We start from the raw sequence: 20,024 nt of genomic DNA, 5'->3' as shown, positions 1-20,024 counted from the left end.
TTAACGTTGCATAAGTCCCCTTTGGGGAACCATCTACAATATTAGCAAATTGGGTATCTACATATGTTTTATCAGCCTTATTTGTTGTTAATGTATCTACATCTGTTTTTAGCGCTTTTTTGGCCAAAAGCGCATTAACTTTTTCATGATCTGAACGTAATCGAGCATCTGGGGAAGCGTGTGTTACCCCTTCTGTATCGACTTTCATTTGTGATACAGCAGGATCAATTGTACTTGCAGCAGCGACCTCATCTAATTGCGTTTGGGTAAAATCTGATTTTGCATTTGCTTCATTTGCTTTTGTCTCTGCTGATTGCGCTGTAGAAACTGCGGCAAGGGAATCCGTTTCAGCCTTATTAGCCTGATCAATTGCGCTATTTAGTTTGTCAGTACCTTGTTTTAAAACATCGGTATATTTAATGTGTTCTGTTGGCATATCCTCACCACCTACATGTATTTATCTCTGAATCTGCATTCAAAGGTAAGATTTAAGCCACTTCCTGAGATGGTGATGTTGTTATCACCGTTTATAAGTTCAATCCAATCGCCAGAAAAATATTGCAAACCATTAGCATCATTACGAATAACAGTGTAATTATCTCCATCCACTAGCCAATTTGCGTTTGTGAATGTCCCTAAAGAGAATGTTTGTCCGTTTGCTGCTACTGTCACATCTGTTCCAGATCCATTTATGTTGAAAACAGGTCTTAGAATGTCACCTGTTACTGTTTCAGTTATTGTTTTTGGTGCTATAATCGTATGGGTTTCACCATTACTTTGACCAAATAGGTATTCAGAATCAAAAGTTATAACTTCACTACCCCAAGTAATCTCGTTGTTCATAGCAACCGAATACGCAAAAGGATCAAATGCGATTAAAGGCAAAACAAAACGCCCTCTATGAATCAACCTTTCTAAAGGTAAAGATCCACTATAACGAGCGTTGTAGTATTTGCTTGATTCATAATCGAATTGAAGTTCAAATGTTTTAGGGTTTCCATAACCATCGAGAATAGCCTTTTTGAACCTTCTAATCTCAAATGCTATATCTGTATTAGATTTAACGTTAGTAAACTTAAAAGGTAAATTAAATGATTTTGGACCCATATCAGCTCCAAAATCATGAGCACCAGCCATACCAGGAATACTAATTGTGTAATCTCTTGTATCAGATAGGGCAGGGTGATCATGCTCTAATTCACATTTGAGGTTGTATTCGGATATAGGAATACCATTGATTTTTATGCTCACCCTTACACCCTCCTTCTACTTTGTGGCATTCTTTGATTCATTTTCTTGCTTACTGGATCATAAACAGCTTCAGCTAATACTTCTTTATCCACGATCAATTGAAGTAATGAAGGCAAACCACCACTTTCACCACTTCCAGAAGGCATTTCTGCAGCAATCTTAGAACCGATCATACCTAACACGCTTGGTGATAAGGGTAACGCTGCTTCTTTATGCATTTTGTTGTCACCAATACCGATTAAACGAGGACTATTCGCAGGAAATAAACCACCATCTTTGAACCAATCAACATTGACCTTAGGCATACTTAACCCTGGTGGCATCAAATCAAATTTACCACTAACACTAAAATGAGGTAATTTAATCTTAGGAAAACTGATTTTCATATTTTTAAAGAAACCAACGATCTTATCAATCTGTTCTTTAACAAAGTCTGTGGCTTTTCTAATCGGTGTCATGATCTTATCTTTGATATCATCAAATTTAGTCTTTGCAGAACTAACTAAATCATCAAATTTCCCTTTTGCTCCTTTGACCATATCCATAAAGCTATCCACTGTCTTTTTAGCGAAAGTCTTTATTCCTCCAAATATCTTTCCTAAGAACCCTACTTGGATCAGACCCCATATCAATTGAATTGCACCGGATAGGAGTTGTTTTACCCCTTCCCACATTTTCGACCAATCACCGGTAAATAGACCAGCAAACACCTTTATTAGACCCATGATGACATTTAAAGCACCATCAATAATATCTTTAATCCCTTCCCATACGCCTTGAATGATGAACATTACTGCAGGCATAATGAATTGGATCACTTGAAGGATAAAATCAAACGCATTTTGAACAGCTTGCATAATCTGTTCACCGTTTTCTTTCCAAAATTGGGTAATCTGTTGTAGTTTTTCTTGAAAGAAAGCAAGCATTTCTAATACTAGAGGTTGTACGAAAGTCCAAATGATGGAGAAGGCTGAAATAATAAACGAACTCACCATTTTAAAACGCTCAATGCTTGACTCTACAAACATAGTAATGAATTCTTTTATAGTTGTTAGCGAAAGCCCTGTTGAATCTAATCCCTCTTTAAAGGAGTTAAAGAAGTCCATAACAGAATTGTAAGCATCTTCACCAAACGCCTTTTTAAATACTTCTATTGCTCCTGTAACGTCACCAGCTAAGAAGGAAGTTAAAATATCTAATACTTCTAATGCTTTCTGACCAACAGGCCCCAACACCCTACCTACATCCAATAGAATAGATACTAGGTTGCCTAATACAGATAAAACAGTTTTCCCATTCTCTCTTACGTAATCAACGAACGTTTGAAAGGCTTTTGAAGCACTTAATGAAGCAGCCCACTCAGAAAACCTCTTTGTTAGACTAAGTAACCCCTCTTCAATTTCTGCACCTAAAGGAGAAAACGCCCCTAATAAGTGCCACACACCGGAAATTGTATTGCCAGCAATATGAGCGAAGTTATACAAAGCTTCGGCAGCATTAGATTCTAGCCATCCAAAGAAGTCCTTTAATCCACCACCAATGACACCATTGTTCATTTCTTGCATTAATTTATTCACGACATCGGCAACATTACTGATGGTAGGTGCTAAACCGGTAAATAAGTTCTTAGTTAGCGCTAAACTTTCACCAAACGCTTCAAATATAGGAGTTTCAAACTGTTTTACAAAGTCACCCCAAAAGGTTTTAAAACTTTGTAATTCCTTCAATGCTCCCCTTTGAGCTTCGCTCATATCTCCATAAAGCGCTGCAAGTTCCTTTTGTGCCGCAATACGTTCTTTAGCAGAATCAGCATTAGCTATTCTTTCTTCAAGCTTTGCCACTTCCTCAGAAGCTTCAAACACTTGACCTAATGCGCTAACTGCAACCGCACCAAAAGCACCAGCACCAATACCAGCAGCTGCAAATGAAGCGCCTAACGCCAATGCTCCACCAGTTGCTGCAGCAAGCGCAGGAACTAAAGAAGGTGCTATTGCAATCGCAGATCCCAAAGAAGCAGTTTTAATTAAGGAGGAATTAAAACCTTCCAGCTTATCCTTAATTTTCTTCAACCCTCTGGTTATCCCACTATCATCAATACTGGAATCAACTACTACTTTTCCATCAGCCATGTTTAACCACCACCTTTAAAGGCGTGAGAAAGAGCGTTAAACGCATTCTCAATATTTTCTTCTGGATCAGAATCATCTAAGTTATAAATCTCTTTCATTTTCCTTACATGATCCCTGTATTCTTTACTAGCTTCTTTTTCACTAGGTATTTTCATAGTTCTGTAGCCAATGACTTGTTTGAATGGTGAATTATCATCTAAATGAGTAAGTAATACTTCAAACTTTCTCCAATGGAGATTGCCTTTCAAGTTGAATAAATCCAGTTTGTAAACAGCAAAAAAAGATGCGTAAATAAGTTCAGCATCCTTAACAAAGTCGTACATTTTCACTTGTTTTTCTTCTGATTCACTTTGCTTATCTAAATCAATGTCTAAAAACTCATTTAGAACGTATTTAAACAACTCATAAGCTTCTTCATGTGTATCAAATTCGAGGTTATCAAACTCATTTATGAGCATTTGCAAAGCAACGTACACTTTTTCATCCTCATATAATCCTTCATCATCAAACATTTCAAATAGCAAAAGTATGTTATCGAACGACATATCAACGGTAAAAGCCTTGTCTTTGAACTCAAAACAATCATCAAATGTCGTTGTTAGGGTGAAACTCATGTTACTTTCCCTTATTCTTCATGTATTTTCCGAACTTTTCTTGTCTGCGTTCATTAATAATCTCAGCAACACTAAAGACAATAGGCATTAACTCTTCAGCTTGTTCTTCAGAAGCAATATAAAGTTTTACACCTGATCCTTGACCAAACAGAACATCTAATGTTTCTAACGTGATTTCCCTAGCTTCTACTTCAAGTTGCATTGATGATTCAATACTAATGCTTTCGTCAACAGCATTTACTTTGCTTACTAAGTCATAGAACTTGCTTAATTGCTCTTGGTAACTCTTACGATCTTCATCCTTTAAACTAACCTTGTATACTTCCCCTGCAATCTCAACTTCTTCATACGACTTTTTAAATTCAAATTTACGCATGATATCACCCTTTCAAATCAAAATAAAAAAGAGGGTTTCCCCTCTTCTAATTAGACTACGACTGGTGGTGTGTATGTCGGCTTTCCGTTGAAATGAATCTCAAAAGAAATTTCCCCTTTTGCACCAGCTGCACCGGACGGACCTGAGATATTAGCAATAGTGCAATCACCAGTGAATATTCCACCATCTGGCTCAGTCCATTCGAAATCAGTACGTCTACCAGTACCTAACTCTAAAAGCTTACCGAAAATAAAATCTTGTGCAGCATCACCATATTTACGATGTCCTGTAAACGCTAGTACCATTTGTGCATTAATAACATCAGTTTCGGTGAACCCTTCACCATCTAAATATTGCGTTTGATCTAACCCCTCATTGTTAGCTGGCTCAACGTTAGTAATACCAGCCGCAATAGCTACAAGTGTTCCAGGTGTTGTTCCTGGTACAGTATTGATTTTAAAAGCATGACTATTCATCAATTCAAATGACATCTAATTACCTCCTAACTCTAATTCAGCGTTGAAAATCGCTGTGTAAACATAAAAGTCCTGATCTGTCTGTTCAACAAAGTTTGGTAAAGTTGTACATTCACATGAGGACATAAAAAAACTACCATTAGCGCTTGTTATAACGCCTTGTGATAGTCCATCGAGTATATTAAATATGTCATTAATGATGTTCCTTACTTGCATAGCTCCATCGTGTTTAACAAGGATCTGAAACTGAAAATTGATTGTTTTATCTGCATTCAAGTAACGACTTTCAACAGAAGAAGGCGTTTCACGAATAGCAATTGAATTACCACTTCCTAATAATGGAGAAACAACAGGTAACCCATTCAAATTCGCATTATTCTTTAGATAGGTTGTTATTTGTGCAACAATATCCATCTATTCACCTACTTTCCGTTGAAAATCTTACTGTATGGAACACCTGCAGTATCAGCCCAATCTTTACGGTGAAGTGCTTTGGCTGCTTCAAACCATAAGCCCTGTGCGTTTGGGTTTACATCTTTTGAAAAGTCGTACTGAGGATTGTAATAAAGCCTACGTGCATAAGGTGTTTTCCACTCGATATGACCGGTACCTATTCGACTGTGAAGAATACCGGACTTTTCTAAATAAGCTTCTTGTTTAGGGATAAAGTAATTACTATCTTTAAGAACCTGTTGATCCAGAGCAAATTGCGCCTCTTCACGAGATAATTTTTGTTTGATCTTCAACTTGCCCTCGTCAAAATCAATTTTCACATCAAAATTAAGCATTCTACTTCAACCCAATCTCATAGTGATGGAGTTTAAAAGCTTCAACAGGATTCACTTTTTCAATAGTCATCACTTTACCATTGAACGTTACTTTCGATTTCTCAGTAAACTCAAATGGACCACTAGAAGAAGAATTTACAACATCAAAAAAGAGCATTGCATCATACAATAACTCTTCTGAATTGGTATTCTTTTTGATGTTAGACAATGCTTGTACTCGTACATCAGAAAGGGTGACAGGTGGTTTATATCCATCCTCAGTTGTTATCCCGTCACCCTCCACAAATTGCTGATATTCGACCGTATGAATCAATAAATGTTTTGGTATAGGTTTAACAATCACGGACACTCACGCCCCTGTAAAGAAGCCCTGTTGGACGAAGATAACTAATCACTATTGGAGATATTACCTGTTGTCCTTCACCAGAATCTTGATAGTCGAAATTGCCAATTCTCACAGAAGAAGGAGAACCACCATGTACAGATGTTTCTCCCCCTTGCAAAAACATGTATTCAACTTGTGCGGCCGTTGCTTTCTTCACGTTGTCTTGAATTAATTGAGCAAACTGTTCAAACTCTACACCGTGAAGGACGTAATTTGTCACCATATCAATTAGATCAGATGCTCGACTTGATAATCTATCGAAGGCTACTTGATCACTAATAGGTGTTCCTTTGAATTCAGAGTCATAATAGACTTTATCGATGTATGGCATGATTACTCACCTGTTTCAGTTACTTCGTTTAACTTCTCAATCAATACATCTTTATTATCATCTGACTTAAAATCAACATTTAACTCATCAAGTTTGGCTTTGATTTCATCTTTTGTTAGCTTAGAAATATCTATTTCACTAGGTGGGTCTGTAGGTGGATTATTTGGCAATTGATCTTCCTCAACAACCTCGTACCCTTTATTCTTAAACCAACCAACTAACCATGGATCTTCTGTTTTCGCTTCACCTTTCACAAATGGAAGGGAAGCACTAACCCCCGTATATTGAGGGTTAGGACTTTTAATTGTAGCCATCTACAAAACTCCCTTCATTATTGAACTTTAATGTTACGAAGTACGCCTGCTTTACGAGTTGCTTTAAGAGCTACTGCTGCAACCATTTCAACTTCCCCTGTTTTAACGGCACCTGGTGCATTGAAATCAGGTAAGAAATTACGGATTACACTATTTCCAGTAGGAGAAACCCCGTGGAATCCATCCATACCAAGAGATACAGCGTAAAGGTCTGTTAATCCAGTTATTGCAGGATTTGCTCCAGCACCGTCAAGATCACGAGATTCGATTGGAACGATAGGAACAGTAGCAGCACCATCGTAGTAGTATCCAAGATCAACTAAAGGGATACCATCATAACCTGTTACAGTACGACCAAACCCATCCTCAGAACTTGTAAGGTATCCAGCACGACGAGCAAGAGCTTTAATCTTAGTGATTAACTTGCTATTACCCATAAGCATAGAAGGACGACCGTCTAATTCAGAAAGGAAAGAATCTAATAGGTCTAAGAAAGCGAATTTGTTGGTATCTAATCCTGATTCAGTTGATAAGTCAGTTGAAACAGTTGTATTAAGTTCTGTATTTGAACCAGTTAATGCTTTGTCTAATCCATCAAACGCATTCGCATTAACTGCAGAATCACCGTTAATAACTGTGTGATGGAATAGGTTAGAAGCACCAAGAATCTTTTGTTGTAATTGGAAGTTCATTTCGTTAATTTGACCAGAAGTATCTTGGATAACGCGGTCAATATTGAATGTTCCACCAAAGATTTTAAGATTAACGAATAGGTTCTCACGGTCTGCTTCGTTTGCTGTGTATTCGTTATTTAGAGCACGGAAACCAGCAGTAGAAGGTGTTTTCAAACGAGTGTAACCATAAGTTAAAGTTGATCCACCAGTACCTGGTGAAACTGCATTATCGAATGTTAAAGCATCTAAAAGTAAAGAGCTTCGACGAAACTCGTCAATAACAAATTGATCTACGTGGTCAGCCATTCCAACCTTTGCTTGTTCTAATGTAATCGGCATATAAAATCATCTCCTAATTATTGTTGTTTTGTATATCTTTGTGCTAATGCATCTGCAAGGCTAGTAGGTGCATCTCCCGTTTGTTTCTGATGTTGGCCAGTGGTAAATTTGACGCCTGTTTGTTGTTGCTGCTGTTGTTGCTCAGAATCAAATAGGTATGAATCACTTTCTTGAATAGCTTTTAACTGCTCATCTAATCCAAGTAACTTGTCACCATCAAGTTTGATAGATTCTCTGTTTAATAGAGCTTCAACAGCCTTCGGATTCTTAGCTTTAGCACCAGTGAGTGCATCTTTAAGAGCAAAATCAAAGGATTGTTGATTTAACTTTGCTTGGTAATCATCAGCAACCTTTTTGTTATCTGCTTGTAAGTCTTGAATTTGCTTTTGTAAATCCGCATTACCTTGTGCTTTTGTTTCTAAATCTTTAAGCTGAGTATCACGGTCTTTCAATTGACCTTTAATGTCCTTATTTTCCTTGTTCACCGTGTCGAACTTGTCTTTCGGAAACCAATTACCATCTGAAACAATAGCAATCTTGTTGTCTCCTGTTTTTTCCATAACCTGTTTATATAACTCTTCACCTAACAACTCTTTTAAATCCATCTATATGACACTCCTTATTAGTTTTTTTGGCGTGTAACCCTCCACGCTAAGGAATACGCTTCTTTAGGGTCTAGCCTTTAAAAAGACCAAAATAAAAAGCCTAAGCGAAATAGCCTGGCTCCTTTGGTTTCTTCAATTCTTGTAATTCCTGTGCTAATTGGTTCAAGTGGTACATCATTTCATGAAGTAATTTATCTTGTTCCTGAACTTTATTTTCAAGCAATTTATAGTCCTTTTTGAAAACAAACATCAATACACCTGCTCTCTTGGTCTATTTCTTGTCCTTCCAGTAGCTTCAATAAATTCCCTCATCTCAGCCTGACGATCTCTTACCTTTTGCTTAGCCATCTTAAGACCGAGATCATCACCCATTGCTTGCATCATGTGGAGCTCTCGCTTAGCCTCTCTGATACGTCTTTCAAACAACCTTTGCTGTTGGCTTTCCTCGTATTCTTTACGGTTCTTTTCCTCGTCGTATGGTTTATATGTCTTTCTAGAAACACCCTCGATGAATGGATAGAAAATATGACGGCAATTAACACCTTTTAGTCCAGCTGCTTCACCATATGATGTGGTGCTCAATGCAGGATATTTAGGATGTTTACCGGACCTACTAAAAATACGCCCTTGAAAAAGCGCACATCGTGGTCTTGCTCCCAAATGACTCGATACCTCAACTAGATCAACACCGAAGTCATCCATTCGAGCTTCCTGCATTTCGTTAGCAACATTGTTTACGGTGGATCTCATGACCGTGTTCAGATAAGCTTCTGTAGACATCCTATCGCCATTACTTTTTATCAAAGCCGGAATACCTTTGTTAGCCCACTTCATTGAAGTCTCTCTGAGCGCCTCCTGAGGTGTTTGAGTACCAGCTAATACTTTGCCTACCGTTTGATTAACAATGTCTAAATACACTTGCTGAGACTGCTGTAGCATCGTTGTATTTATAAGATTGAACTTCTCTAATGCCTGCTCTCGATAGATTGCTAGTACATCCTGTAATGCCTGGCTAGCTTCAATACTCGGTGGAGCAAAAAGCAATCCCATTGCAAAAGCTGCTTGTAAGTCTTCCTCATCTTCTTCAACAGCGCTATATCCTGCTTGTTCAAGTGCTTTAGCTACCTCATTAACAGCCATACCAGAATGCTTAGCAATAGCGATAATATTCTGTTGTGTAAGCTGGCCCATCATTGCTAGCTGTTCAGTCTGCCAAGAAACAATATCATCCTCTGTCATCAATGATCGATGCTTCCTTAACTGTTTCGCGATATTGATAAGCATCTGTTCTTCAATCGCAAGAAAAACCTCAACAGTAGGCATTGCTAATTGTTGCTGTTTAAGTGGATCCAACCTTATTCACCACCAAAAAGATCAACATTTCCTGCAGTAATTGTTTTTTGTTCTTCTTTGATAACTTTCAATAAATCCTCTGCTTCTTTCTCAGTCAATCCATGAATCTTCATGATCGCTCTCACCTTACTATTCAAACCATTGGTAACAAGTTGAATCTGCTTTGCTATCTCAGCACTCTGATCCTCTGCAATTGAATCATCAAATGCAACAGTAACCTCATATTCAGCAGGACGAGAGAAAACACTAAACGCATCTGCAATTTCTACAATCGCATCAACCAATTCCTGAATAGCTGCTTCAACATTCGTTTCATGGTCCTGTTTCGTACGGAACGTTTCGCTGTTCTCTGAAACTACTTCTGTAGCAGTTTTCACACCAACTCCGTCAAAGGTAAATGTTCCAGCATTAAAACCAATCTGCATTGCTAATACATTCAGTAAAGCGTTGATAGCAGAAATATGTTCAGCAACTCGTAATTCAACAGAAATATCATGAACCTTTTCAGCATCGATACCAGCCCCTAGATTCATAGCTTCGTAAACTTCATCATCAGCATCAAAATAACGAGTAACTGCACCTGTGCCCGGATCTACAACAGTTTTAATTGCTGATTGAGGAACAATAATACGTTTCTTTCCTAGTGCAAACTCTCTCTGGAAACTGTCAAAAGCAATATCCAAAGACTTAAGCGTATCTAATGCATTGGCAAAGATAGAAATACCCATAGGTGAATTAGTATCAAAGTTGTTCGCGATATTAGGCTTGAAGTAAACGAAAATGGTTTTCTCAATCGAATGGAAAATGATTTCTTCTTCAAGCCCATCAAAGTGAACATCAAGCGATACTTTCACACCAATTTCATTATCATTCTTGCTTTCATAAAGCTCATTTCTGACGATGTAATTGCTTTCTTCCCATATATGCCACTCAAGGTGTGTATATCGCTTTTCGCCTTTTCTGAACGTGCTGACGAATACACCCTCTGTTATACGGAAGTTATCCCAGGCTAAAGGAATGAAACAATCAGCTGTTGTGTATGAAATTTTAATCTGATTGTCTTCATAGTACGCCTTCATAACCATGCCACCGAGAGCAAAGCCATATTCTAGATATCTACGAAATTCACGATTGAATTTATTAGCTTTCAGAACTTCCTTGATTGTTTTCTCTAGAGTTTCATCAGATATATTAATCTCACATTTTTCATTAAAAATAAGCGTGGCCATCTTCTGAGAAGCAACCTTTGCCATTCTCATTGAGGCTCTTTTACGCTGCTTCTTACCGTTAACTGTCATGTATGAAGTGTCATGCCAATCTTTTAAATAGCCTGCATAGATTGCTTTCCACATATCTATTCGATCATACATTTCATCATTAACAGGAATATCACGCTTTTCAGATAGCTTCTGGACCCCTTTGATCAATCCCATTTTGTACATCACCTGCCTCACCTTGGCGATTAAGCTTTTAAACATGTTGTCACCGCCTAAATTACATATCGTTTATAGAAATAGTTGTTTGCATATCGTGCTTCATCAAGAGCATGGTTAAAATCATCAATCGGTTCACCGTTATCTTCTCGACAGTACATACCGACTTCTTTTATAAAACTGTAATGATCATATTTATCACACTCAATTAAAAAGAATTGATCATTGGTAATAGAGTTTTGAAAACGCTCAATACCAACCTCAATTCCTTTTGCACTACCCTTTATATCTTTTGCATTGTTGTCTGCTCCAGTTGTTTGAATGCCTACGAGGTGTAATTCTTCTCGCAATGATCTACAAGCAGGATCGACAAAGAACTCTGTATAAGGCATCTGGAACTTATCAGTGCACCATTTAACGAAATCATTCTTTATTTCCTTGGCATAAGTAGACATAGCCTTTACTTGGCCTGTTTCCTTACCACTGTGGTAGTAGTTAGCCACACGGTTAAGCCTGAATTTACCTTCGTACCTGGTCACGATATTGCAGCTGACACTCGTTGCATCTGATTGACCACCATCAGCAAGAAAAAACATTTCATAAGGTTGTCCAAGTAAAGTAGGTATCTGGTGTTTATTTAAATCCAACATGGAATAAATAACACCTTCAGGCATTGTTCTCTTTCCTTCCCAGTCACGAGCAAATAAATAAGGATTCTTGATTAAAACATTATAAATCTCTTGCTTACGCTCTTCGGTAAGGATTGGATTGTCATGAATGGTCCAATGCTTCCACTTAGTATTTTGAACATCAAACACCTTTTCGATAACTGGATGATTAGGTGCTGGTGGGTTTAGATCAGCAAGGTGATATCTCATTCTTGCAGCAAAAGTACGCCTGAAACATTCTTGTATCATATCCATGTGAAGTAAATTAATCTCACAGAATACGACACTACCAAGCGACATACCAGTAATAGCTTTTACACTATCAACCTTACCGCCACCTTTGTAATAAACCTTCTTCATGCCACTTGGTGTATGAATTTCTAAGTGATCGCCAAGCTCATCATGTTTTACTTTAGAAAGATCACCGAAAATATGCTTTAATCCGGTGCCATCACCATCTATAAACAATCGATAAGCTTGCTCTTGGTTATAAGCAGTTATCAAGTGGTTTTCATCAGGTGATAACGTCAAATAAAGAGCATAACGAAAATGCCCAGCAGTCGTTTTTCCACTACGAGGCGTGCCCTCATTTACTTCAAGAGTATGAGTAAAATCAGCCGTTATAACTTCACGCTGTTTAGGTGAATATACTATGTTCATGTCTTATCACCGTTAAATGCATCGATAAGAGATTCAAGCAATCCAGTATCTTTCTTGGAACCTTTAAGAAGCTTAGTACGCTCTTCAATGAATTCCGTTTCTTTCTTAGTTTTCTCGATGCCAAATTTCATTTGCTCCAACTTCAATCTTCTTTCGTCATTCGAGGTAGCCATTTCATCAAATTGTTTTATCAAGCTCTGCAACGTAGAAATAGCCCTTGATTGTGCATTCAAGAACGTAGCGTGTCGATCCCAAGCGAATTGGAACTCATATTCTTCTTCTGTAACAGATTGCTCAAAGCCACCACCTTCACTTTTAGGTAAAGGCAAATATTCATACTTGGCTTTCTTGAGCTCCTTGATCATTTCATCCTTACCAGTAACAAACATAATACTCTGAGCACGGATAATAGCAGCATATTGAATCTGTATTTGATCATAAATCAAATCAGCTGCCGATCGTTCTTGCATAGCTTCCATGATCTCTAATGTTTCTTCTGGAATGAACTTAGAAAAGAAGCCATGCTTTTCTGCTGCTTTGTTCCGTTTTGTAAATTGATTTTGAGGATTAGGATTACCACTTCTCTTCTTAGGAGCATCCTCTTCTTTAAGGGTTGCAACCTTTTTACCTTTGGTTGCATCCTTTTTCGTTGGATCCCTTGACCAACCTTCACGACTTTTCCGGCTCTTTAACGTACCTAATTTAATATCGTGTTTTTCAGCTAGTGCCTTTAATGTGATGTTGGTAGACTCATATTCTTTTTTAACATTATCCCAATCCATCTACATAGCACCTACCTCCAATAAAAAAGACTACTCTCGTGAGTAGCCTTATAATCAAAAGCTATAATCAAAATGCTGACTATGTTCATAATCATATAGAGATACAGAATTACCTCTTATAGTGCCACTAAAGTGATTACTTACATCATAGTCATAGCCTTCAAATTTATTATTTTTCATTTTCAACTCTATATGATTGCTATTTCCATAATGAAATAAATTAAATTTGCCATTACTTCCTCTACCACTTACATGACAACCAATTTCATAGTCGAAAACATTTACGTTATCCGACGAAATATTTCCGTCTATAGTGATATACTTTCCTTCACTATAATCGTAAACTGCACTCTTTTTTAATCCAGTTGCTAATCTGAGTGCAATGTAAGCTATACTTGCTCTAGTTTCCTTTTTCATAATAACCCTCCTTTTAATCTACTAAGTTCGACAAAAGGTGATATTTTCCTTTTTTTAAAACGAAGGTTATTAATCTAGGATAGATCAACGCTCATGAATCAATTCCGCGCCGACCCCCCTCCCATTTTACACCGCAATTTTTTCCAATTTCAACAACTGCAAAAGGTGGCAATTTTGGCATAATTGGTTTAAGAAATCTATTTTAATTTGTCTAACCTTTTCTCTGGAGATATCCAAGTGATAACCAATAGCTCGATAGCTCATTCCATCAAGCATGCAATCATACACAATTTTCTCCATTTCATTACTTAGATAGTCAGCTGCAGATTCAAGAGCAAAAACACGACCTTGCAAATTCCACATTCGCTTTAGTAATCTTTCCTCACGAATATCCATATTCTCAATTTCTGATTGACTCTTACCTGAGCTTCCTTTTGGCATAGCAGCATCAATACCATATTGAGCAACACCCCAACTTTTCATAGGTGTTGAATAACCATATAGAACTCTCTCTAAGCGATCTACTTCTTTTCTCATCCAGTGGTAATCTCTAATTAATTGTTCAATTTGTTCTTGTACTTTCATTTATAAGCCCCACCTTTACCACGTCTTAAAGTCTGCATGCTTGAACCCATCAAAAACCGCAGATCACTATCAGAAAGCTTTTCCTGATTTATAGCAGGTGGTTTCTTATTTGGTTTACGTTGCTCTCTTACTTCCAAATGGTCCTTTTTCCACTGTTTCAATTGATCTTGTAAACTAGCATTCATGTACAACCTCTCCTTTTTGACAAATAAAAAGAGGACACCAATCAAAACACAGGTGTACTGTGTAAAGATCAGTGTCCTCCAGATAGCTGGTAGAACATGCTTAATATTTGTTAATGCTGAAGCTTATTTCAAGTCTTGCTTCTTCCATTACTTTATTGACATTTTCAAAACTCAAAGAAATATAATTATATTTCATAATATACTGTAATTCATAATTATTCCCAGCTATATCTAAATAAGCAATGTAAAAGAGAAGTTTCGGTGACAACATATTTGGTATCTTTTCTATATGTGCTAAATAAATATAAAAATTTTGTAAAACAATAAATATTTCTGGGATTGTGACAGAAAAGTTTTCTCCTTCATTTGTGAGATATAGTATTTCTTGTTCAATATACTTTTCAACTGGAAACATTGCATACTTACCACTAATTTTAGTTTCAGCATCAACTTTAATAATATTTTTATTAAAACCTTCAATTAGCTCTGCTTCAAATTTATCCATCTTTTCAAATTCATGACTTAGTATCGCTTTAACGACTTCTTCATAGTCGATTAATTCTGTTCTAATTTTAATATCTTTTGCGATTCCATTTGATAAATTTAACAAAGGTATTTCTAAAGTTCCTCGCGAATTTATTTTCTCTAAACCTTCTTCACACCAGATACTATCTATAAAATCTAAATCGTTAAAATTTACTATTTTATTATATTTCATAGCTTTAGGAACAATTAAAGGCTCTAAAGATTTTTTGAATTGCGCTTCTTGCCTTTCTAGAGATTTTTTTGCAGTATTAGCTGAAAAATATGCAGCAAGCGCAGCAACAACGGTTCCAATCATACCAAATAAAGAAACTAAAAAAGTAGCTTGTTCTACAACGCTCAAAAATCTTCCCCCTCATCAAACTTAACGCGCTTCACCTTACCTTGATGAGTAACAATTCTCGTTTCACCATGGGAAGGTAATTCGGTTATCTTTGCTTTACCTTCGCATAAGACAATGGCAAAACTTCCTTTTAAATCCATTATATCAATCTCTAGTCTCATGGTACTAGGATCTATTTTTATTTCTTGTAACCTCATTAAGATCCCTCCATGTGTTATTATTTTTTATTGAGAGAATCTATATTTTTATGAATCTTTTTACTAGCTTGTCCGTATATACTTATAAGCAATTAATTTTGGAGGAAAGTATGAAAGAAATCTTTGTTCGTTTTGCAGCAGTTGCTATATTAGCCCTTTTATTAGGACTAATTGGTATTAATATTTTTTAGAAGTCAGGTTGCCGCCTGGCTTTTATTTTGTTTAAACCATATTTCATTCAATCTTTGAATTTCCTCTTTATCACCATTCTTAAAGGCTCTTACTAACCGCCATTCTAAAGCATGTGGCATAGGTTATTACCTCCTTCGTTATTTATGTGAATTGCGACAATACAAGTGATTTTAAATAGCTATTAGACTTATTTACATCGTTATAACTATATAACTTTAAAACTAACATTTCTATATAACATTACCCTAAACATAACGATCATATTTTCCTATAGTAAATTAATTGTTTTCCTGAAATACCTCTAAAAATATTAAATTTTCTAACATTTATAATACATATTGCCTATTACTTTAGATTTAGATAGTATCTATTACGGGCAGAGCAATATTCATCTGTGTTTACTACTGTTCCTAAATTTATTTACTGAATTGGAGATAGAATAAAAATGTTTTTTTCAGTTTCAAATGTTTTTGAAAAGAAAAGAAAAGAATTAAACCAATTTGCTAAGTTAAACACTCCCTTAACCTCTGAAGAAGTTATACATCGTAGTAAACAACTTGATCACTTTATTACCCATTATCAAAAGCGAAAAATATCCAAATTGGATATTCATGGAATTAAAAAGGGTTCCACTCTTACTCTTAAAATCGAAGGCGAATTAGATATTATTACATCGGAATTATTATCGTCGTATCTAGCAACTAATAAGCATAAATGGACAAGTGTCCAAGAAATAAATATTGATCTAGGTGAACTTAACTTTTTTGATACTTCAGGTATTCACTCATTGATTTTATTAATACTTGAAGTTAGAGATAATAACATTTCAATAAAGAAAATCCATACAACAAAAACTTCTTTTGAAGTATTAAATCTTATGGGAATTCCAAATGCTTTAAAAGAAATTAATTGTGGAAATTTTATCGCTGTATAATTTTGCTGAACGGGAGTTTCTTATCTTCCCGTTTTTTGATTTTAACTACGGTTTGTTCCTGAACACACTTTCTATCAAAAGTCACACAAAGGAGAGAACAATGATTTCTAATGAAGAAATGACTATGTTTATTAAAGAAATTTATTTATTAATAATTCAATATAATAGATGCGACAGTGCTGATATTAAAAACCAAATTAATAATGAGATATTGATTTTAAGTGAAGTGATTAAACAATAAGCACTTTTCGTTCTTTATGCATATTGTGCACTACTTCGTGCTTCTTATTGCACATACATTCTCTTTAATTTACCTACAATTGCTTTTATTAAAATTCCAATTGTGATGTAATAAACAAATGAGTAAAAGTAAGACCATTTTATATATAGGACTGCTTCTAATAAATGGCATAAAGGTTCACCTATAAATGAAAAAATTGCAGCCATAAATATTAATGCAATAACAAAGGTTTTCCATGTTCTGAAATATTGATATAACAACATAAACCCAACTGCAACAATAGAATGATCGAATTCAATTGCTTCATTTGATAACGGAATTAACTGGGTCGGATAGACCCAAAGACCAATTTCATTTCCCACTGTATCTAAAGATGTGGTAATAATTACTACAAGTGCTCCAAAAAGTAGGATCTCTAACATTCGTCTTCGATCAGCATACTTAAACCAAATTAACCATGGAATAATTAATAAAGCTAAAAGAACCCACCAATTCCAGGTAAAGACTTCATCTTTTAACCACCCTTGTATATCTAATTTAACAGCTTTATTTTGTAACTCTTGCACTTTCCACATATGTTCAAATTTATCATTCATAAAGTTTCCACCTTGATCTCTAAACTGAATTTATTGTTATCAAGGGTAACCTTATTAGTCATTATCAATACTTTTTATTGCGCAATTTCCTTCTAGACCGTACTATCTCTTCTTAAACCGGTTACGCCAAACGTCCTCGAAAGTTAGAACAATTCCAGTCAACATGACTGCAGCAATGATTTGAAATACATGAGACATTAATACTCACTCTCCTCTTCCCTTACTTGCTCAGCGATCGCAACGGCAACAGCTGCTAAATGAATCAATTCGATATACAAATTGTCAGAGTCTGTTTCTTTGCTGCTAATTAATCCAATCTTGCTTTGAATTGCTTGGCATACCTCACCATGTTCCTCGCCTAAAATAGCTAACCATGTACCGTATTGATGCCTTTGCTTTCCCCAAAGTGAATCTTGTCTGGCACGTTCTAGATCAACGTCACTCAGAACTTGTAGTTTTAAATTTCTTAAATTCATCTGGTACCTCCTGAAAATATTCCTTCCCGAAATGATTAACGATTTTTTGTAGCATCTTTGGTCCGATGCCTGGCACCTTATTTAATCCATCAAACCTAGAAGCAAGGATGTAAGTAGCATTTATTCGCCCAGTTTCAACACCTTGTTCAAAACCAATCTTAAAACCATCGTTATATCCTTCTTGCCTTGCCTTTACGATTACGGGGTTTTTCTTTCCCAACAGAACCACCTCTTATCTTAGGAATTTCCGAACCACCAAGCTTCTTACATTCCGTGCCTATCCTTGATGAGCATTTCTTAAAGAGATGACATTGCGACATACAGGCCATTACCCTATCCTCTTTTTGCATCCATTTCGGGCGATCATCAGCAATCAGAACACGCATTAGCTCAGCTCCTTTATAAAGACCTCAACTCTCGGATAATCGCTATAAAACTTGCTAACTACTAGATCAACAATCTGAGCATCATCGTTGTATATGATCTTGTTCATTGCATCCAGAACACCTTTAGCATGGTTATCTAGATCGGGTTTAGTTATCGGACGCTTAATGCCTTGTTTAGCAGCTTCTTTTTCTTTCAAGGTAAAACTCTTCAAGATTGGTTTAAAAACCCTTAATTCAACGGCTAACGGACCTGAAAGAAGTTGTTTAGGTCGATTCTGTGAAGCTAGTAATTTCACATAGCTTTTAAAGTCCTTAGATTTAACTGGATCAGACATTTGTACTTTACCTCGTTTGATTGATGCTCTTGGCCTTCCCTGAGCCACTGCTTCGCCTGGTATGGTAAATTCAATAATCATTTAATCACCAACACCGTCTCTTCAACGAAGGTTAATTGACCATCTGGAGGCTGATTTTCCCAATCCTGTTGTTTCTTTTCACAAACAGGACCAATACCTCTCTCAATGCTTTTCTTGCTCTTTAACGGACGATTACAGACTGGACAATTCATTCCGGTGCCTCCACTCCTAAAAAATCAAGTCCTTTTTCAGTAACATAAAAGTATGACATATCCTCTTCCCAACCAGATCTCTTACCTGCAAGACCTTTTTCAACAAGATCATTCCAACTTTTATCATCAGATTCTGTATAAAATCGATTGCGATACGGCTTCTTGCTACGAGGTAATCCTAAAGCATGCTTCATATTTTCAATTTGTGCGGCTGTAACGTTCATAGATAAATCCCTCCTAAAACCATTTATTAGAATCAACTCCACTATCAATCTCTCGAAATGAAGCAAGCACTAACTCGTATTTCAGTTCATCGTAGTTGCAATCCATGATGCTTGTCCCACTTTGGGCTGTAGTTACTCCACGTTTTAACAACTCATCTAAAACAAATCCACGTTTTGCTTGCTCAGTTTTCATTAAGCTGATTCCTCCCTAGCCATTTTCACCATGTATAGTGTGTGATCGACAGTACCTTTAAAATCACGTTTATAGGCATGGTAGTTAGCTTTTTGATATCTCCATACCTTACAAGTCTTTGTGTCAGAAACAATTCGAGATACACAAGAATAACCACGCTTTTCTAGATCCTGAATCCGTTTAACGAGTTCTAACTTGTTCCAGGACTTGAGGACAATGTGATTATCATTCATACGCCTTCTTCCTTAGACAATTCTTTACCGAATTGAGCCTTAACATTGATATGTATTTGCTCCAATTCACTAAGATTCAATTCGTACAGCTGCTTATTCTCAGGAGTTTTGAAATATCCCATTTTTAGCAATTCATTTTTCAGAAAATCTTTTCTTTGCTCAACTGCTTGTGAAAGCCTAGTTGCTTGTGTGTTCATCAGGTCACCCACTTTTCTGTTCTTTGTAATCTTTAATACGGCCGAATAGCTTACGTTTTTCTTCTTCAAAGGCAGCAATTTCTTCTGGTGTTGCTTCACGTTTAGTTTGTTCTTCTTCCTTGCCTAGCCACTCAGGTTGTTCTTCGGTACGAATCGCTTTACCGAATCGAGTAGGATGACTAGCAATTGGTTTGTTTTCTAGGTTACTAGCATCTGAAACGCTCTTAACCCCTTGTTTACGCCAAAAATTCAATTTGTTAAATACAAACCGCCAGGTTCTACCGTTACCACGAGCTGATAATGTTATAGCTTCTAAGATTACTTTTTGAGGTTCGT

36 protein-coding genes are annotated in these 20,024 nt (G+C 36.4%); 2 read left to right on the top strand and 34 right to left on the bottom strand.

Annotated features, from left to right (window positions below):
- The 24 genes from I7822_RS28790 to I7822_RS30865 all read right to left on the bottom strand — a co-directional run.
- The coding region (locus I7822_RS28790) for a hypothetical protein (RefSeq protein ID WP_207982461.1) at nt 1-436 on the bottom strand (436 nt) is incomplete at its 3' end.
- An 11-nt stretch (nt 437-447) separates the two neighbouring features.
- Nucleotides 448-1,251 carry a phage tail domain-containing protein gene (locus tag I7822_RS28785; protein ID WP_207982460.1) on the bottom strand — a complete coding sequence of 268 codons (804 nt, stop codon included), beginning with the start codon at nt 1,249-1,251 and terminating at the stop codon, nt 448-450.
- Nucleotides 1,252-1,253: 2 nt separating this feature from the next.
- Complete coding sequence (locus tag I7822_RS28780; RefSeq protein WP_207982459.1) at nt 1,254-3,380, bottom strand: phage tail protein; 2,127 nt, start codon at nt 3,378-3,380, stop codon at nt 1,254-1,256.
- A 2-nt stretch (nt 3,381-3,382) separates the two neighbouring features.
- Nucleotides 3,383-3,994 (bottom strand): Gp15 family bacteriophage protein, encoded by a 612-nt coding sequence (locus tag I7822_RS28775; protein ID WP_207982458.1) that lies wholly within the window; start codon nt 3,992-3,994, stop codon nt 3,383-3,385.
- A 1-nt stretch (nt 3,995) separates the two neighbouring features.
- Nucleotides 3,996-4,370, bottom strand: a complete 375-nt coding sequence (locus tag I7822_RS28770; protein WP_207982457.1) for a hypothetical protein — start codon at nt 4,368-4,370, stop codon at nt 3,996-3,998.
- Between the two features lie 50 nt (nt 4,371-4,420).
- Entirely contained in the window at nt 4,421-4,861 is a 441-nt protein-coding gene (locus I7822_RS28765; RefSeq protein ID WP_207982456.1) for a phage tail tube protein, read from the bottom strand.
- Complete coding sequence (locus tag I7822_RS28760; RefSeq protein WP_207982455.1) at nt 4,862-5,260, bottom strand: minor capsid protein; 399 nt, start codon at nt 5,258-5,260, stop codon at nt 4,862-4,864. It abuts the gene before it with no gap.
- Nucleotides 5,261-5,268: 8 nt separating this feature from the next.
- Complete coding sequence (locus tag I7822_RS28755; protein ID WP_207982454.1) at nt 5,269-5,634, bottom strand: minor capsid protein; 366 nt, start codon at nt 5,632-5,634, stop codon at nt 5,269-5,271.
- 1 nt (nt 5,635) lies between these two features.
- Nucleotides 5,636-5,977 carry a putative minor capsid protein gene (locus tag I7822_RS28750; RefSeq protein WP_307847918.1) on the bottom strand — a complete coding sequence of 114 codons (342 nt, stop codon included), beginning with the start codon at nt 5,975-5,977 and terminating at the stop codon, nt 5,636-5,638.
- Complete coding sequence (locus I7822_RS28745; RefSeq protein WP_207982453.1) at nt 5,967-6,350, bottom strand: head-tail connector protein; 384 nt, start codon at nt 6,348-6,350, stop codon at nt 5,967-5,969. Before I7822_RS28745 ends, I7822_RS28750 begins: the two co-directional genes overlap by 11 nt.
- 2 nt (nt 6,351-6,352) lie before the next feature.
- Complete coding sequence (locus I7822_RS28740) at nt 6,353-6,664, bottom strand: hypothetical protein (protein WP_207982452.1); 312 nt, start codon at nt 6,662-6,664, stop codon at nt 6,353-6,355.
- Between the two features lie 17 nt (nt 6,665-6,681).
- Nucleotides 6,682-7,677, bottom strand: a complete 996-nt coding sequence (locus tag I7822_RS28735; protein ID WP_207982451.1) for a major capsid protein — start codon at nt 7,675-7,677, stop codon at nt 6,682-6,684.
- A gap of 17 nt (nt 7,678-7,694) precedes the next feature.
- Entirely contained in the window at nt 7,695-8,282 is a 588-nt protein-coding gene (locus tag I7822_RS28730; RefSeq protein ID WP_207982450.1) for a phage scaffolding protein, read from the bottom strand.
- A 100-nt stretch (nt 8,283-8,382) separates the two neighbouring features.
- On the bottom strand, nt 8,383-8,532 hold the full coding sequence (locus tag I7822_RS28725; RefSeq protein ID WP_207982449.1) for a hypothetical protein: 150 nt from the start codon (nt 8,530-8,532) through the stop codon (nt 8,383-8,385).
- Complete coding sequence (locus tag I7822_RS28720) at nt 8,532-9,635, bottom strand: phage minor capsid protein (protein ID WP_243459742.1); 1,104 nt, start codon at nt 9,633-9,635, stop codon at nt 8,532-8,534. The genes I7822_RS28725 and I7822_RS28720 overlap by 1 nt, the downstream gene beginning before the upstream one ends.
- 2 nt (nt 9,636-9,637) lie before the next feature.
- Complete coding sequence (locus tag I7822_RS28715; protein ID WP_207982448.1) at nt 9,638-11,113, bottom strand: phage portal protein; 1,476 nt, start codon at nt 11,111-11,113, stop codon at nt 9,638-9,640.
- 11 nt (nt 11,114-11,124) lie between these two features.
- The gene (locus tag I7822_RS28710) at nt 11,125-12,396 is read right to left on the bottom strand and encodes a PBSX family phage terminase large subunit (RefSeq protein WP_207982447.1); all 1,272 of its coding nucleotides are present in this window, start codon (nt 12,394-12,396) and stop codon (nt 11,125-11,127) included.
- Nucleotides 12,393-13,178 carry a phage terminase small subunit gene (gene terS / locus I7822_RS28705; protein WP_207982446.1) on the bottom strand — a complete coding sequence of 262 codons (786 nt, stop codon included), beginning with the start codon at nt 13,176-13,178 and terminating at the stop codon, nt 12,393-12,395. Before terS ends, I7822_RS28710 begins: the two co-directional genes overlap by 4 nt.
- A 54-nt stretch (nt 13,179-13,232) precedes the next feature.
- Nucleotides 13,233-13,595, bottom strand: coding sequence for a hypothetical protein (locus tag I7822_RS28700; protein ID WP_207982445.1), 363 nt, complete (start codon nt 13,593-13,595; stop codon nt 13,233-13,235).
- A gap of 126 nt (nt 13,596-13,721) precedes the next feature.
- Nucleotides 13,722-14,180: a sigma factor-like helix-turn-helix DNA-binding protein gene (locus I7822_RS28695; RefSeq protein ID WP_207982444.1), complete on the bottom strand. Its 459-nt coding sequence runs from the start codon at nt 14,178-14,180 to the stop codon at nt 13,722-13,724.
- Nucleotides 14,177-14,365 (bottom strand): hypothetical protein, encoded by a 189-nt coding sequence (locus I7822_RS30800; RefSeq protein ID WP_207982466.1) that lies wholly within the window; start codon nt 14,363-14,365, stop codon nt 14,177-14,179. The genes I7822_RS28695 and I7822_RS30800 overlap by 4 nt, the downstream gene beginning before the upstream one ends.
- 100 nt (nt 14,366-14,465) lie before the next feature.
- The gene (locus I7822_RS28685; protein ID WP_207982443.1) at nt 14,466-15,251 is read right to left on the bottom strand and encodes a hypothetical protein; all 786 of its coding nucleotides are present in this window, start codon (nt 15,249-15,251) and stop codon (nt 14,466-14,468) included.
- Nucleotides 15,248-15,448 (bottom strand): XtrA/YqaO family protein, encoded by a 201-nt coding sequence (locus I7822_RS28680; protein ID WP_207982442.1) that lies wholly within the window; start codon nt 15,446-15,448, stop codon nt 15,248-15,250. The genes I7822_RS28685 and I7822_RS28680 overlap by 4 nt, the downstream gene beginning before the upstream one ends.
- Nucleotides 15,449-15,642: 194 nt before the next feature.
- On the bottom strand, nt 15,643-15,759 hold the full coding sequence (locus I7822_RS30865; RefSeq protein WP_504739678.1) for a hypothetical protein: 117 nt from the start codon (nt 15,757-15,759) through the stop codon (nt 15,643-15,645).
- 326 nt (nt 15,760-16,085) lie between these two features.
- Between I7822_RS30865 and I7822_RS28675 the strand changes: the two genes are divergently transcribed.
- Together I7822_RS28675 and I7822_RS28670 are read left to right on the top strand one after the other, a co-directional pair.
- Nucleotides 16,086-16,574: a Spo0E family sporulation regulatory protein-aspartic acid phosphatase gene (locus I7822_RS28675; RefSeq protein ID WP_207982441.1), complete on the top strand. Its 489-nt coding sequence runs from the start codon at nt 16,086-16,088 to the stop codon at nt 16,572-16,574.
- A gap of 100 nt (nt 16,575-16,674) precedes the next feature.
- Nucleotides 16,675-16,815, top strand: a complete 141-nt coding sequence (locus I7822_RS28670) for a hypothetical protein (protein WP_207982440.1) — start codon at nt 16,675-16,677, stop codon at nt 16,813-16,815.
- Nucleotides 16,816-16,859: 44 nt separating this feature from the next.
- On the opposite strand, the gene I7822_RS28665 is transcribed toward I7822_RS28670, so the two are convergent.
- The 10 genes from I7822_RS28665 to I7822_RS28620 form a co-directional block, all read right to left on the bottom strand.
- Nucleotides 16,860-17,411 carry a CBO0543 family protein gene (locus I7822_RS28665; protein ID WP_207982439.1) on the bottom strand — a complete coding sequence of 184 codons (552 nt, stop codon included), beginning with the start codon at nt 17,409-17,411 and terminating at the stop codon, nt 16,860-16,862.
- Between the two features lie 197 nt (nt 17,412-17,608).
- Entirely contained in the window at nt 17,609-17,887 is a 279-nt protein-coding gene (locus I7822_RS28660) for a nucleoside triphosphate pyrophosphohydrolase family protein (protein ID WP_207982465.1), read from the bottom strand.
- Nucleotides 17,850-18,107 (bottom strand): hypothetical protein, encoded by a 258-nt coding sequence (locus tag I7822_RS28655; RefSeq protein ID WP_207982438.1) that lies wholly within the window; start codon nt 18,105-18,107, stop codon nt 17,850-17,852. Before I7822_RS28655 ends, I7822_RS28660 begins: the two co-directional genes overlap by 38 nt.
- A 165-nt stretch (nt 18,108-18,272) precedes the next feature.
- Complete coding sequence (locus I7822_RS28650; protein ID WP_207982437.1) at nt 18,273-18,689, bottom strand: RusA family crossover junction endodeoxyribonuclease; 417 nt, start codon at nt 18,687-18,689, stop codon at nt 18,273-18,275.
- The gene (locus I7822_RS28645; protein WP_207982436.1) at nt 18,686-18,841 is read right to left on the bottom strand and encodes a DUF6011 domain-containing protein; all 156 of its coding nucleotides are present in this window, start codon (nt 18,839-18,841) and stop codon (nt 18,686-18,688) included. The genes I7822_RS28650 and I7822_RS28645 overlap by 4 nt, the downstream gene beginning before the upstream one ends.
- Nucleotides 18,838-19,065: a hypothetical protein gene (locus I7822_RS28640; RefSeq protein ID WP_207982435.1), complete on the bottom strand. Its 228-nt coding sequence runs from the start codon at nt 19,063-19,065 to the stop codon at nt 18,838-18,840. The genes I7822_RS28645 and I7822_RS28640 overlap by 4 nt, the downstream gene beginning before the upstream one ends.
- A gap of 13 nt (nt 19,066-19,078) precedes the next feature.
- The gene (locus I7822_RS28635) at nt 19,079-19,258 is read right to left on the bottom strand and encodes a hypothetical protein (protein ID WP_207982464.1); all 180 of its coding nucleotides are present in this window, start codon (nt 19,256-19,258) and stop codon (nt 19,079-19,081) included.
- Entirely contained in the window at nt 19,258-19,491 is a 234-nt protein-coding gene (locus I7822_RS28630) for a hypothetical protein (protein WP_207982434.1), read from the bottom strand. Before I7822_RS28630 ends, I7822_RS28635 begins: the two co-directional genes overlap by 1 nt.
- Nucleotides 19,488-19,688: a Fur-regulated basic protein FbpA gene (locus I7822_RS28625; protein ID WP_207982433.1), complete on the bottom strand. Its 201-nt coding sequence runs from the start codon at nt 19,686-19,688 to the stop codon at nt 19,488-19,490. The genes I7822_RS28630 and I7822_RS28625 overlap by 4 nt, the downstream gene beginning before the upstream one ends.
- A 4-nt stretch (nt 19,689-19,692) precedes the next feature.
- A partial coding sequence (locus I7822_RS28620; RefSeq protein WP_207982432.1) for a DnaD domain-containing protein occupies nt 19,693-20,024 on the bottom strand: 332 nt, incomplete at its 5' end.

The sequence above is a fragment of the Metabacillus bambusae genome, assembly GCF_017497975.1.
GTDB lineage: Bacteria > Bacillota > Bacilli > Bacillales > Bacillaceae > Metabacillus > Metabacillus bambusae.
Note: the sequence above shows the minus strand (reverse complement) of the source record. Positions and strands in the feature narration are given on the sequence as shown.